This is a genomic window from Pseudomonas sp. BNK-15 (assembly GCF_047456105.1).
Taxonomy (GTDB): domain Bacteria; phylum Pseudomonadota; class Gammaproteobacteria; order Pseudomonadales; family Pseudomonadaceae; genus Aquipseudomonas; species Aquipseudomonas putida_E.
The window spans coordinates 4727345-4740543 of sequence record NZ_CP179898.1; the positions used below are offsets into that span (position 1 = coordinate 4727345).

Genomic DNA, 13199 nt, shown 5'->3' on the forward strand with positions numbered 1-13199 from the left:
AGGGATACTTCATGCTCGACCTGCAACGCACACGCTGGTGGATTACGCTGTTGCTCCTGCTGCCCTTGGCGGTGCAGGCTGCGAACCCGTTGCCCTCCTGGCGCGAAGGCACTTCACGCCAGGCCATCGAAGCCTTCGTCACCGCCGTGACCACCGAGGGCAGCAAGGATTATGTGCCTGAGGCCGAGCGCATTGCCGTGTTCGACAATGACGGCACCCTGTGGAGCGAACAGCCGCTGTATTTCGAAGTGCTGTACGCTCTCGACGAGGTCAAAAGGCTGGCCCCGCAACACCCGGAGTGGGCCACTCAGCAACCGTTCAAGGCGGTGCTGGATGGCGACCAGAAGGCCCTCACCGACAGCGGTATGGATGGCATTCTGAAGATCGTTGCGGCTACCCATGCCGGGGTCAGTACCGAAGACTTCATCGCCAACTCCCGGCGTTGGCTGGCAACGGCCGTGCACCCTCGCAGCCACAAGCCGTACACCGAAATGGTCTTCCAACCCATGCTCGAACTTCTGCAGTACCTGCGGGCGAACGGCTTCAGGACTTATATCGTGTCGGGCGGTGAAGTGGCCTTCATGCGTGCTTTCGCTCAAGAGGTCTACGGCGTGCCGCCCGAGCAGGTGATCGGCACCACACTCGATGCCCGCTTCATCGATGACAACGGCAAGCTGTCCATTGAACGGCTGCCCAAGCTGCTGCACAACGACGATGGCCCGGGCAAACCGGTGAGCATCGACGCCCGCATCGGTCGCCGCCCGATATTTGCCTTCGGCAATTCCGACGGCGACCTGCAGATGCTGCAGTGGACCATGGCCGGTGACGGCAAGCGCTTTGCCGGCCTGGTTCACCACACCGACGCAACACGCGAATGGGCCTATGACCGTGACAGCCAGATAGGGCGCCTGGACAAGGCCCTTGACGCTGCCAGGGCCGGTAACTGGACCGTGGTCGACATGGCCCGGGAATGGCAGCGCATCTACCCATTCGATAGCAACCAGGCTCAGTGACAAAGAAACCGCAGGGGCACAGGGACCAGCCGAGCAGTAGGTCGAACGTGCACGTAGTCGTGGCACATGCCAGCAAACGTGATACGGAGAGATCGCCTAATGAAGTCCAGCAGAAGATGGATAACCACATTCGCACTAGCCGCCACAGCGGCGATGGGCGTGTGTACGGCCAATGCCGCGGAAAAACCCAACATCCTGGTGATATTCGGTGACGACATCGGCCAGACCAACATCAGCGCCTATGGCAAAGGGGTAGTCGGTTACCAGACGCCGAACATCGACCGCATCGGTAAAGAAGGCATGATGTTTACCGACTATTACGCAGAGAACAGCTGCACCGCCGGCCGGTCGAGCTTCATTACCGGCCAGACGCCTTTGCGCACCGGGCTGTCCAAGGTGGGCATGCCGGGCGTGCCGGTGGGCCTGCAGGACCGTGATGTGACTATCGCTCAGGCGTTGAAGGCGCAAGGTTATGCCACCGGCCAGTTCGGCAAGAACCACCTGGGTGACCGCGACGAATACTTGCCTACCAACCACGGTTTCGATGAGTTTTTCGGCAACCTCTACCACCTCAATGCCGAAGAGGAGCCAGAGCGGCCATTCTGGCCCAAGGATGACCCGGACTTCGTCAAGGCCGCCTCACCACGTGGGGTGATCAAGTCCAGTGCGGACGGCAAGATCGAGGACACCGGTGCCTTGACCCGCAAACGCATGGAGACCATCGACGATGAAACCACCCAGGCGGCGATCAATTTCATCGACAAGCAGGTCAAGGCCGACAAACCGTTCTTTGTCTGGATGAACACCACACGCATGCATGCCTTCACCCATGTGCGTGAATCGATGAAAGGCCAGAGCGGGATGATCGGCAATGAATACGCCGACGGCATGCTCGAGCACGATGGCGATGTGGGCAAACTGTTGAAGACCCTGGACGACCTGAAGGTTACCGACAACACCATCGTGGTCTACACCACCGACAACGGGCCAAACCAGTGGTCGTGGCCGGACGCGGCAACCACGCCGTTCCGCAACGAGAAGAACTCCAACTGGGAGGGCGCCTATCGCGTGCCGGCGATGATTCGCTGGCCAGGCAAGGTCCAACCCGGGACGATCTCCACCCAGATGTTCTCCGGGCTGGACTGGTTCCCGACACTGCTGGCAGCAGCAGGCGATACAGGCATCAAGGACCGCCTGCTCAAGGGCACCGATGTGGGAGGCAAGAACTTCAAGGTTCACCTCGACGGCTACAACCAGCTCGATTACCTGACGGGCAAAACCGACAAGAGCGCGCGTAAAGAGTTCTACTACTTCAACGATGACGGTGTACTGGTTTCCATGCGCTTTGCAGACTGGAAACTGGTGTTCTGCGAGCAGCGGGCACCCGGTGGGCTGCAGGTCTGGAGCGAACCGTTCACCTGCCTGCGTGTGCCCAAGATGTTCAACCTGCGTATGGACCCTTACGAGCGTGCTGATATCGTCTCGGACCAGTACTACGATTGGCTGACCAAGAACGACTATCTGATCTTCCAAGGTACCCGCAAGGCTGCAGCGTTCCTGCAGACGTTCGTGGAATACCCGCCTAGCCAGCGTCCGGCGAGCTTCAGCATCGACCAGATCCGTGCTGACGTGGACAAGAAAATCGAAGAGAAAATGAAGAAGTAACGGCAATGCCCCGCGCCCGCCCTTGGCGGGCGCATTCTTTCCTATCCATTGCGGACCGGGTTTCAGGTCCGCTAAGGCTTATCGATGCCAGCAGCTGTGAACTCCGCTCGCGCTCATGCCCCTGAAACCACGGTAAAACAGACGCCGCTACAGCTGATGCTGCCAGCGGCGCTGTTGTTCGTCTCTGGCGGCGCGGCGCTTATCTACCAGGTACTGTGGGTCAAGCAGCTGTCACTGGTGGTGGGCGTTGAGGTGTATGCCATCACCGCTGGTATCAGTGCATTTTTCGCCGGGCTGGCCCTGGGCGGCCTGGTGTTCGGGCGCTGGGCCGACCGGTTGCGTCGCCCGGTCAAGCTCTATGCTGGCCTTGAACTGGCGGTGGCAGTGCTGGGAGTAGGGGCAACCCTGGCCCTGGCGCACAGCGCCGCGACGTTTGCCCGCCTGGAGGCAAGCGCAGGCCTGCTGGCCTGGTTGTTGCCCTTCACCTTGGTAGGGCTGCCGGCCTTCTTGATGGGCGGCACCTTGCCGGTGCTGGTGCGTGCGCTGACGCCCACCGAGGGGCAGATGGGCGAGGCGGGCGGTTGGCTCTACGCCGCCAATACCGCCGGGGCAATCTGCGGCACCCTGTTGGCAGCGTTCGTCCTACTGCCGCTGCTGGGGGTTTCCGGGGCGGCGTGCGTGGCCGCCGTGCTGAACCTGTTGGCCGCACTGGGCGCCTGGCTTGGGCGCGCGAAGGATGAGCGTGCCCTGGCCCCTGGCGCAGCGGCATTGCAACCGCGCACGTCCAAGGCCAGGCTGGCCATCGCCCTGTACTGCGTGGCAGGCGGCGTGGCACTGGGGTACGAGGTGGTGTGGACGCAATCGATCGTGCAGTTCATGAGTACCCGCGCTTTTGCATTTTCCGTGGTGCTGGCCACCTACCTGACCGGGCTGGTACTGGGAAGCGCCGTGTACGCCCGGCGAGCGGACCGTATTCGCGACCCTTGGGGGTTGTTCGGGCTGCTGATCGCCGCCGCAGGCCTGCTGGCGTTGCTGCAGATCGCCGGGCTCGGGCGTTGGCTGATCGTGCTGCAGACCACCCTGGAAGCACAGGTTGTGCAACTGACTGGCAATCAACTGGCAGGCATGTGCGCGCGCTTCGCCGCGGCGGCTCTGTGTGTGGTGTTCGTGCCTACCACGCTGCTTGGTGCGGCATTCCCCCTGGCCTTGCGCCTGGCCGTGGACAGTGGCCAAGTGGGCCGAGACGTGGGGGCGGTCGTGGCGCTTAACACGCTGGGCGGTATCGCCGGGGTCATGCTCACCGGCTTTGTACTGGTGCCTGAAGTTGGGCTGGTACGCACGCTGTTCGTGCTCGCCGTCGTGGCCGCAGCCGTCGGTATGGTGGCGGTGTGGCGTGGCCAGGCCGTGGGCAAGGGAATGCGGGTAGCGGTGCTGGTGGTCGGTGCAGCAACCGTGCTCACTGGCGTGCTGACCCCGCCCCAGCGTTTGGCGCACCTGTTGCCCGGAGCCCGCAGTGGCGAGTTGGTGTTCTACGAAGAGGGCCGGGGAGGCACGGTGGCGGTGGTCAACCAGCAGCGCCAGGGCCAGGCCTTCAACCGTTTGTACATCCAGGGGGTATCCAATACCGGTGATGCCATGCCTTCACTGCGCTACATGCGCCTGCAGGCATTGCTGCCGCTGCTGATACACCGCGGCGAACCCCGCTCGGCGCTGGTGATCGGTTTTGGCACTGGCATCACTGCCGGGGCAATGTTGCGCTACCCCGGCCTGGAGCACCCGGTGGTGGCCGAACTGTTGCCGCAGGTGCTGGCAGCGGCGCCGTTGTTTTCCGGCAATTACGATGCGGTCAACGACCCGCGCCTGGACATCCGCCTGCGCGATGGGCGCCGCGAACTGCTGCGCAGCGCACAGCGCTACGACCTGATCACCCTGGAGCCGCCACCGCCGTCCGCAGCCGGGGTGGTGAACCTGTACTCGCGTGATTTTTATCAGTTGGCGGCATCGCGCCTGGAGCAGTACGGCCTGGTTGCCCAATGGTTGCCGTTGCCTACCCAGAACGACGAGGATAGCCGCTCGCTGGTGCGCAGTTTCCTTGATGTTTTCCCCCATGCGTCGTTGTGGACCACCGAGTTTCACGAAATGCTGCTGATTGGCTCGGCATCGCCGATGGCACTGGATGTGCCGCGCATCCGCCAGCGTTTCGAACAGCCTGAGGTTGCCGCTGCACTGGCGCAGGTCGGCGTGGGCTCGGTCGATGCGTTGCTGGCCACCTGGGTGACCAACCGAGAGGGCCTGGAACGCTACGCGGGTGATGCCCAGCCGGTTACCGATGACCGGCCGCGCATCGAATATGCACCGTGGGTCCGTCCGCGGGAGATCACGCGGGTGCTCCCGGCGTTGCTTGCACTGCGCGTACCGCCGCCGCTGGAAAATGCCGGCCGCGCCCAGCAGGGTGCGGTGGAAGATGAGTGGCAGCTGCTTCGGCGGTTCTATGGTTTGTCATTGCTGGCCTACAACGGTAACCGCCAGGCCTGGATGCGTGAGGCGCGGGCATTGGCGCCGATGACCGCGCAGAACCCCTACATGCGCTGGTTCACCGGCGGTGAGCGTTAACGCACCGCCGGTGCCTCAATGGCTATCAGCGTGAGGCGGGGCAGCCAGCGTTTGGCGACATGGCCGCCTGGCTGATCATGGCCACCAAGCGCTTCACGTTGGCCTGCTGGGCGATCACCACCTCATCGATGCTGCCGCCAGATGCGGTTTGCAGGGTGCTGCGACAGGTCAGCTGAATATTGGCCTCCCGGGCCCGCAGGCGCCACCGGGCGTCCAGCAGCGCATACTGCCCAGGCACCGAATCGAAGCGCTGTACATCCACGCGCAAGGACAGCTTGTGTGCGGCGCGCACAGTGCTCAGCTGGTCGACCAGGGCGCTGCGCAACTCATCCACCAGGGTGGCGCCCCACCATTGGGTTTCCAGGATGGCCAGGCTGCTGTCGCCTTGACGGATGACCAGTTGGGGCCGGTCAACCTGCGGCGGTACGCTGACACCTTCGATGAGGATCTCGTCTGGGGCCGTGTGAGAGGAGGGTGCCGGCTGTGCCGGCGTGAGGGTGTGGAACTGGATAGGGTCACTGCGGCAGGCGCCCAGCGCCATCAGCGCGACCAGCAGGGTAATCCTTGGCAACGGGGTCATGCTCAACACTCCTGTGGTCATTTGCGTGGCGGCCCTTGCAGGTCCATTGGCGCGGCGTTGTCCGGGCGGCCACGGATCAGCGACTCGGGGTTGCGGCCTAGGTAGTCGGCGAGTTCGCGCAGCGAGCGCGACATACGGCCGAGCTCGTCGAGGGTTTGCGTCAGTTGCTCCCGTTGCGGCGAATCTTCGGCCAGGGTCGAGTTGGCCGATTTGAGGGTAGTGCTGACTTCGGCCAAGGTGCTCTGTACCCCCGGCAATGTCTTGCCATTGAACTGTGTCAGGCTCTTGCGCAGCTCGACCAGGTTGGCGTCCAGGTTGCTGGCGATACGTTCCAGTGGCAGCCGGTTGACCTTGTCGACCATGGTCTGCAACTGCTCCTGCAGCAGCTCCAGGCTGCCTGGAACGGTAGGGATCATCACAGGTCGCGCAGTCGGGTCGAAGGCCACTTTCTCCGCTTTGGGGAAGAAGTCCAGGGCAATGTACAGCTGGCCCGTTAGCAGGTTGCCACTGCGTGCCTGGGCTCGCAGGCCGTTGTCGATGAACGTCCCCATCAGTTTGGCGGCGGACGCTTCGTCATTGGGATCGTGCTGCAGGGCCTTAAGCATCTTCTCGTGCGCCCGGCCCAGGCGCTGGGGGTAGATCACGATGCCGACATTGACCGGGAAGCTGCGCTGCTTCGCATCGAAGTCTAGGTTCACCGATACGACGCGGCCAATCTCTATGCCCAGAAACTCTACCGGTGCCCCCACTTTAAGGCCGCGCATCGCCTGGTCGAAACGCAGTGCCAGGTACTGCGCCTTGCCAGCAGGCGGTGCCAGCGCGCTGGTTTGGTCGGCGAACAGCTCGAAGCGCTGGTCTTCGCTGGCGACGGTGTCGTTGGGGTTGAAGTCCGGTGCACGGAAGGCGATGCCGCCGACCAGAATGGAAGACAGCGATTCGGTCTTGAGTGCGAAGCCGTTGGCGCCGACCTCTACGTCAATCCCACTGGCGTTCCAGAAGCGGGTATTGGCGGTCACGAAGGCATCGTTGGGTGCGTGGATGAAGACCTCTACGTCAACCCCTCTGCCTTCCTTGTCCAGGGCGTAGGCGACCACCTGGCCGACCGGGATCTTGCGGAAATACACAGGGGAGCCGATGTCCAGCGAGCCCAGGTCCTGGGTGTGCAGGGTGAAATGCTTGCCGGGCTCGCCGTAGGTGATGGCGGGTGGGTTTTCAAGCCCGGTGAAATGTTTGACGCGCGTGTTCGACTGGCCAATGTCGGCACCGATGTAATCGCCCGAGAGCAGGGTGTCTATGCCCGACACACCACCGGCACCGATGCGCGGCCGGACCACCCAGAACTTCGAGTCTTCACGGGTGAAGCCTTCGGCCTGCTTGTCGAGTTTGACGGTGGCGTTGACGTTCTTCTGGTCGTTACTGAGCGCCACCTCGGTAACATGGCCGATCACGACGTTGCGATAGCGCACTTCGGTTTTGTTGGCTGCAAGCCCGGCACCGGTCTTGAAGGTGAGGGTGATGGTCGGGCCTTCCTGCATAAGGTTGTGCACCACCAGCGAGAGGCCGACAAGTACCGCCACGATCGGCACGATCCACACCAGTGAGAAGCTGAACCGACGGGTTTTAACAGGTGCCTTGCCCGGCACTGCTGGGCTGTCATTGCTGGATGGATTCATCCATGAGCTCCTTGTCAGGTGGCGTATCCCAGATCAGGCGGGGGTCGAAACTCATCGCAGAAAGCATGGTGAACACCACCACCAGGCCAAAGAACAGAATGCCGGGGCGCGGCTCGATGTCACCAAGCGCCTGGAACTTCACCAGCGCCGCAACCAGTGCAACCACCAGCACATCGAGCATCGACCAATAGCCGATCAGTTCAACGAACCGGTAGAGCTTCGAGCGCTGCTGTTGCGCCCAGGTGCTGCCACGCTGGACCGTGATCAACAACATCGTCAATGCCATGAACTTCACCCCTGGCACGGCGATGCTGGCAATGAAAATGATCAGCGCGATATCCCAGGCGCCGTGCTCCCAGAACTCGATCACGCCGCTCATGATGGTGCTGTCGGCACCGCTGCCGAGCATCGTGGTGTTCATCACCGGCAGCACGTTGGCCGGTATGTAGAAGGCCAGCGCAGCAAACAGGTAGGCCCAGGTACGGCCCAGGGAGTTGGTCTTGCGCCGATGCAACGGGGCTTCGCAGCGTGGGCACTGATGCGGTTCGTCGCGCATGTCGCAGGCCAGCCCGCAGCTGTGACACAGGCACAGGTTGAGCTCGGTAGCGGTTGGCGGCCGGTTCATGGCATGTCCCACAGGTCGCGAATGTCACGCCCGGCAATGCGGATCATCAGCAGGCTCAGTGCGGCCAGTGCAAGCAGGCCGATACCCGGCAGCACATCGAGCATGCCGGCGAGCTTGAACACGGCCACCATCGCGCCGAGCAGGCAAACTTCCAGCATGCTCCAGGGGCGCAGCGTTTCCAGCCAGCGCATGCACAGCTTGAAGGCCGGTGAACGGCGGGCGGTGAGGGCGTAACCCAGGACCCAGATAAGCAAAAGCACTTGGAAAGCCGGGGCGATGATGATCGAGATGGCCGCGACCATTGCCATGAACGTGATCGGCCCCTGGCTCAGTGCCAATACCGAATCCCACAACGTGGCGCTGTTCTTCAGCCCTTTCAGGCTGATGCTCATCACTGGGTAGAAGTTGGCGAACAGCCACAGCACTGCGGCCGTGAGCGTGAGCGCCAGGCGTTGCTCCACCGTCAGGCCGTTGTGCCGCTGCAGCACACCGCCACAGCGCGAACACAAGGTCTTCTGATGCTTGGCGAGCAAGGCTTTCTCATACACACAATCGCAGTGCTCGCAGATGATCAATTGCTCGGGTGGGGGCATCAAGACGCTCTGGTCAACTTGAAATCAGGCCTTTGTGAATATAGAAGCGCTCCTGTATTAGGCAAATGTTCAGCTAACAATCTGTAAATCTGTCGGCCAGTTCATTGCGCCGGGTCTATAACTACCCTTGCTTGATTGCACTGCATCAGTGGTAGGAAGTGGCCACTGCCACGTTACATTTTCATGTCTGTCACGGCTTGCGCACGTGCGGCCATACAGGAGTTTCGGGAATGAGATTAGCGTTTTTGGCAAGTACGCTGTGTGTCGCTTCGCTTACGCTTGTGGGGTGCTCCAGCAAGTTGACCCAGCCGGATGAATATTCAGGTTTTCTAAAAGACTACAGTCGCTTGAAAGAAGCGGAATCACCTTCAGGCGCGCCGGTGATGCGCTGGGTCGATCCTCAGCTTGATATCAACAAGTACACCGCCTTCTATGTCGAGCCCAGCCAGCTGTATCCCAAGCCGCAACCAACCGAGAAAATCCCCCAGAGCACGCTGCAAGGCATCACCAGTTACTACGACACGGCGCTCAAACGTGAACTGGGCAAATCATTGCCGCTGGCCACTTCACCGGGTGCCGGCACCATTATCGTGCGCCCGGCCATTACCGGGGTAAGCAGCAAGACCAAGGGGTTGCGGCCCTACGAAGTGATTCCGATCGCCCTTGTGGCGGCGGGGGTCAGCGCCGCTACCGGTATTCGCGACCAGGACACGACCATTGCCACGGAGGTGGCTTTCATTGACGCCCAGACCAACAAGGTCATCGCCCAAGGGGTGCGCAAGGGGGCTGGGCAGCAACTGGACAACAGCAGCCAGGTCATGCAGGCCTCGGATGCCAAGAAAGTGCTGGACAGCTGGGCATCCGACGTCCATCAGTACTATCTGCAGATGAAAGCCAAGGCCAAATAGCCCGCTGTTTGCAGTGTACCCAGGCCTGTACTTGGACGCCGTCAATGGGTGTTGGAGTGCAGGCCTTTGCGCTTCCAGGGAGGTGCGGCAATGATCGAATTCATACTTCACGCCTTGCGTGCAAACCCGGAAATTGCCGTGTTCCTGGCCATTGCACTGGGTGTGCTGATAGGCCGGATACGCCTTGGCAGCTTCCACCTGGGCTCGGTGGCCGGCGCTTTGCTCATGGGCCTGGCCATTGGGCAGATCGGACTGGACGTTCCGCATGAGCTCAAATCGGTATTCTTTGCGTTGTTCATCTACGCGGTGGGTTTCAAGAGCGGCCCGGAATTCTTCGGCAGCCTCAACCGCGGCACCTTGAAGCTGGTGCTGCTGTCTGTGGTGTTGTGCGGCACGGCGTTGGCCACCATCCTTGCTGCGCACAGTCTTTATGGTTTCGATGCCGGCTTTACTGCCGGGCTTGGCGCTGGCGCGCTGACCGACACGGCGATCATGGGCACGGCCAGCAGCGCCATTGCCCAGCTCGCGCTCGACGAAGCCGCCAAGGCACAACTGAACAGCCACATGGCGGTGGCGTATGCCATCACCTATGTATTCGGCACGATTGGGTTGGTGGTATTCGTGGGCAGCATCGCACCGCGCCTGCTTCGCGTAGACCTTGCCGCCTCTGCCCGTGAGCTTGAGCGCTCGCTGGGTATCGAACAGGAGGACGCTGCTTTGGGCGTGCCCTACACGCGGATCGTGGTGCGGGCCCACAAACTGGCGGTGACTGAGGCGGAGGGCATGAGCATTGCCGATATCGAGGCCTTGCACCGCAACCTCAGTGTCGAGCGGGTGGTGCGCGACGGTCGGGTGCTTGAGCGCGAAGCACACGTGCGCCTGCAGCGTGGCGATGTGCTGGGCGTTTACGCATTGCGGGAGGCCGTGCCAGCGCTCAGTCAGTGGATAGGCCCGGAGGTGGATGACCCGCTATCGATGTCCTTCGCTACCCGTACGGCGCAGATTGTGCTCACTTCGCGCACCTTTGCCGGCAAAACCCTCCGCCAGATCAAGCAAGAACTGGTCGGCGCCACGCGAATGGGCTGTTACATCGTAGACATCACGCGCCAGGGCCTGGAGCTGCCGCTGTTGCCCGAGACGGTGCTGCGCCGTGGCGATGTGATTACCCTGACCGGGCGCACGAGCAGTGTCGAGGCCCTGGCGGGGCAGGTAGGCCGGGTGCGCCAGAACCTTTACAAGAGCGATATCGCCATTCATGCGCTTGGTCTGGTCGTGGGGTCATTGCTCGGCATGCTGTCCACGCACATCGGTATCATCCCTGTCGAACTCGGTGTGGGTGGCGGGGTATTGCTGGTTGGCCTGCTGATCGGCTGGTACAACTCGCGCCACCCTGACTTCGGTGCGTTACCGCCGGCGGCGCAATGGGCATTTTCGGAGTTCGGCCTTACCGCGTTTGGCGCTGTGGTAGGGTTGCTGGCCGGCCCGGCCGCACTGGCCGCGATCGAAACGCAAGGCCTTGCGTTGCTGGTTTCGGGCGCGGCAGTAACCTTGATCCCGCCCCTGGTGACCTTGTACTTCGGTTATTACGTGCTTCGTTTGCACCCGCTGATCCTGTTTGGGGCCTTGGCCGGGGCGCAAACCGAAGCGGCGTCGATGAACAAGATCCTTGAGCAGTCTGGCAGCAACACACCCGTCATCGGGTTTACTGTGTGCTATGCCATTTCCAATGTGTTGCTCGCGGTCTGCGGGCCGGTAATCATTGCGCTGACGGTCAGCTGACCGGGCCTTGCCCAGGGATTTGGGGATTGGCCGGGGCGGTATGCCACTGCTCTTTGGGTACCCATTTGGCCTGTTCCGGGTCGCCCAGGTAATGCGGCGACATGATCTGCACGCCATATTCGTTGAACACGTCCTGGATGTTGGCGTGCAACAGGCTCAGCAACAGGGCGCGTGGCCGGGGTTCAGAGGGAATGGCCTGCGCGACCAGGCGGTACTCGGGGTAAAAATCCGACAGGGCCGTCTGGAACACCTGTGGTTTGGGCTCCTGTAGTACGCCTTCGGTGCGCCGTGCGGCTTCCAGCAGCATGGCTTCTACTTGGCGCCAAGGCGTGTCGTAGCCGATGGTGACAACCGTGTCCACCACATAACCTTGCCCTTGCACGATACGTGAGTAGTTCTTGGTCACCGCCCCAGTAATCATGGAATTGGGCAGCGTCAGGACCTCACCAAGCCCGGTTCTGATCGTTGTGGTGAACATCCCCACTTCGGTCACTGTCCCTTCGTATTCGCCCACCCGGACGAACTCGCCGACCCGAAGCGTACGGGTGTAGGTAAGGATCAAACCGGCTGCACCCTGGCCGATGACGCTGGTTGCACCCAGTGAAATCATCAAACCGATCAACACAGACAGCCCTTTGAAGGCATCGGTGCCCGAGCCGGGCAAATACGGGTAGGCCATCACCAGCGCGAACAGCCAGATGGCCAGCGAGGTCAGGCGCATGGTGGGTTGTAGAGTTTCGGCTGTGAGCCACGACAAGGTACCCGGGCGGGCCATGCGCCGTAGTACGCGCTTGGAGAAGGCGCTGATGCCGCGGGCGATGAAGAAGATCGAGACGGCCACGGCAAGGCCCGGCATGGCGCGCAGAATGCCGCTGACCAGATAATTGAACAGCTCCATCAAATGGACATTGAGGCTTTCGCCCCAGGAACGGGTGTACGGGAACTGCGACAGCACGAAACCCAGCCACTGGTAGCAGAGCAACAGCACGACCAACCAGTACAACAGCCACAGTGAGCGGTCGATCAGGTAGTAGAGATTCTGCATGTCGAACAGCTGGGTATGGCCGACCTTGAGGCGTTCGGAGTGCTTGCCCATCAGCTTGGGCAACAGCCCCAGAAGCTTGCGGCGGCTGAGCCCTGCGGCCTTGAGCAACAGGAAAAACACCAGGGTGGCGGCCGCCGAGTAGCCAAGGGCCGTCAACAGAAACCTGAGGCTGCGTGCCTGGCGCGTTTCCTCGACCACCAGGCGCAGGTTCTCGGCAGCACGTTCGGCAGCCTCCCTTGGCGTGATGTCGTCGGCAGCGGCATCGAGCGGAGTAACGATGAATGCCCGACGGCCGCCCAGCAGCACCAGATAGCTGTTCAGGATAGGGTCGGTCCTGACCTTGAGATCGTCGTTCTCCTGCAGGGTTTCTTCGATCAGGCTCTTTGCGCGCTGGGCGCGTGCCTTGGGAGTTTCACCCAGCAAGGTAGACCGAAAGACGAACACAGTGCGGTTGATGACCGTGAGTGCGGCTGGTTCGGCGATGACGCCCTCGACGCCTGTGGCGGGCTGAGCGCTATCCGCATGGAGGAGGGGAGAGACTATCATGTGCAACCCCAGAATCAGCCAAGCCGACCATCCTGAACAACGCTTGATCCCCATGCTCCACTCCCGGCGCCCGCGTGCGAATTGCTTCCAGCATAGTCGGATTCGCGCAACCTTCAGTGGTGTTGCAAAGGGGCGGTTTTATTGACTGATGCGGACGTC

Annotated in this window: 10 protein-coding genes; 5 read left to right on the forward strand and 5 right to left on the reverse strand. The window is 61.9% G+C overall.

Annotated elements, in window-relative coordinates:
* Nucleotides 1–11 precede the first annotated feature (11 nt).
* From ACMGF5_RS21620 to ACMGF5_RS21630, 3 genes are all read left to right on the forward strand, one after another.
* Nucleotides 12–1013, forward strand: coding sequence for an HAD family hydrolase (locus ACMGF5_RS21620; RefSeq protein ID WP_414157193.1), 1002 nt, complete (start codon nucleotides 12–14; stop codon nucleotides 1011–1013).
* 99 nt (nucleotides 1014–1112) lie between these two features.
* Complete coding sequence (locus tag ACMGF5_RS21625; protein WP_115274929.1) at nucleotides 1113–2678, forward strand: arylsulfatase; 1566 nt, start codon at nucleotides 1113–1115, stop codon at nucleotides 2676–2678.
* Nucleotides 2679–2762: 84 nt separating this feature from the next.
* Entirely contained in the window at nucleotides 2763–5291 is a 2529-nt protein-coding gene (locus tag ACMGF5_RS21630) for a fused MFS/spermidine synthase (protein WP_376778916.1), read from the forward strand.
* 25 nt (nucleotides 5292–5316) lie between these two features.
* Here ACMGF5_RS21630 and ACMGF5_RS21635 read toward each other — a convergent pair whose 3' ends face one another.
* The 4 genes from ACMGF5_RS21635 to ACMGF5_RS21650 are packed head-to-tail and all read right to left on the reverse strand — an operon-like array spanning nucleotide 5317 to nucleotide 8762.
* The gene (locus ACMGF5_RS21635; RefSeq protein WP_196998176.1) at nucleotides 5317–5871 is read right to left on the reverse strand and encodes a membrane integrity-associated transporter subunit PqiC; all 555 of its coding nucleotides are present in this window, start codon (nucleotides 5869–5871) and stop codon (nucleotides 5317–5319) included.
* 17 nt (nucleotides 5872–5888) lie between these two features.
* Nucleotides 5889–7544 (reverse strand): intermembrane transport protein PqiB, encoded by a 1656-nt coding sequence (locus tag ACMGF5_RS21640; RefSeq protein WP_414157194.1) that lies wholly within the window; start codon nucleotides 7542–7544, stop codon nucleotides 5889–5891.
* Nucleotides 7525–8169, reverse strand: a complete 645-nt coding sequence (locus tag ACMGF5_RS21645; RefSeq protein ID WP_115274925.1) for a paraquat-inducible protein A — start codon at nucleotides 8167–8169, stop codon at nucleotides 7525–7527. Before ACMGF5_RS21645 ends, ACMGF5_RS21640 begins: the two co-directional genes overlap by 20 nt.
* Nucleotides 8166–8762 carry a paraquat-inducible protein A gene (locus ACMGF5_RS21650; protein ID WP_115274924.1) on the reverse strand — a complete coding sequence of 199 codons (597 nt, stop codon included), beginning with the start codon at nucleotides 8760–8762 and terminating at the stop codon, nucleotides 8166–8168. The genes ACMGF5_RS21645 and ACMGF5_RS21650 overlap by 4 nt, the downstream gene beginning before the upstream one ends.
* Nucleotides 8763–8992: 230 nt before the next feature.
* Here ACMGF5_RS21650 and ACMGF5_RS21655 point away from each other — a divergent pair, with 230 nt between their 5' ends.
* Both ACMGF5_RS21655 and aspT read left to right on the forward strand, forming a co-directional pair.
* On the forward strand, nucleotides 8993–9670 hold the full coding sequence (locus tag ACMGF5_RS21655; RefSeq protein ID WP_125923164.1) for a DUF3313 domain-containing protein: 678 nt from the start codon (nucleotides 8993–8995) through the stop codon (nucleotides 9668–9670).
* Nucleotides 9671–9760: 90 nt separating this feature from the next.
* Nucleotides 9761–11449 carry an aspartate-alanine antiporter gene (aspT, locus tag ACMGF5_RS21660; protein WP_414157195.1) on the forward strand — a complete coding sequence of 563 codons (1689 nt, stop codon included), beginning with the start codon at nucleotides 9761–9763 and terminating at the stop codon, nucleotides 11447–11449.
* Here the strand turns inward: aspT and ACMGF5_RS21665 are convergent.
* Nucleotides 11442–13094, reverse strand: a complete 1653-nt coding sequence (locus tag ACMGF5_RS21665; protein WP_115274921.1) for a mechanosensitive ion channel family protein — start codon at nucleotides 13092–13094, stop codon at nucleotides 11442–11444. The two genes, aspT and ACMGF5_RS21665, sit on opposite strands and share 8 nt — an antisense overlap.
* Nucleotides 13095–13199 lie beyond the last annotated feature (105 nt).

Coding starts and splice junctions, on each gene's coding strand:
- ACMGF5_RS21620 (WP_414157193.1), top strand. CDS start 12: ATGCTCGACCTGCAACGCACACGCTGGTGGATTACGCTGTTGCTCCTG.
- ACMGF5_RS21625 (WP_115274929.1), top strand. CDS start 1,113: ATGAAGTCCAGCAGAAGATGGATAACCACATTCGCACTAGCCGCCACA.
- ACMGF5_RS21630 (WP_376778916.1), top strand. CDS start 2,763: ATGCCAGCAGCTGTGAACTCCGCTCGCGCTCATGCCCCTGAAACCACG.
- ACMGF5_RS21635 (WP_196998176.1), bottom strand. CDS start 5,871: ATGACCCCGTTGCCAAGGATTACCCTGCTGGTCGCGCTGATGGCGCTG.
- ACMGF5_RS21640 (WP_414157194.1), bottom strand. CDS start 7,544: ATGAATCCATCCAGCAATGACAGCCCAGCAGTGCCGGGCAAGGCACCT.
- ACMGF5_RS21645 (WP_115274925.1), bottom strand. CDS start 8,169: ATGAACCGGCCGCCAACCGCTACCGAGCTCAACCTGTGCCTGTGTCAC.
- ACMGF5_RS21650 (WP_115274924.1), bottom strand. CDS start 8,762: ATGCCCCCACCCGAGCAATTGATCATCTGCGAGCACTGCGATTGTGTG.
- ACMGF5_RS21655 (WP_125923164.1), top strand. CDS start 8,993: ATGAGATTAGCGTTTTTGGCAAGTACGCTGTGTGTCGCTTCGCTTACG.
- aspT (WP_414157195.1), top strand. CDS start 9,761: ATGATCGAATTCATACTTCACGCCTTGCGTGCAAACCCGGAAATTGCC.
- ACMGF5_RS21665 (WP_115274921.1), bottom strand. CDS start 13,094: ATGGGGATCAAGCGTTGTTCAGGATGGTCGGCTTGGCTGATTCTGGGG.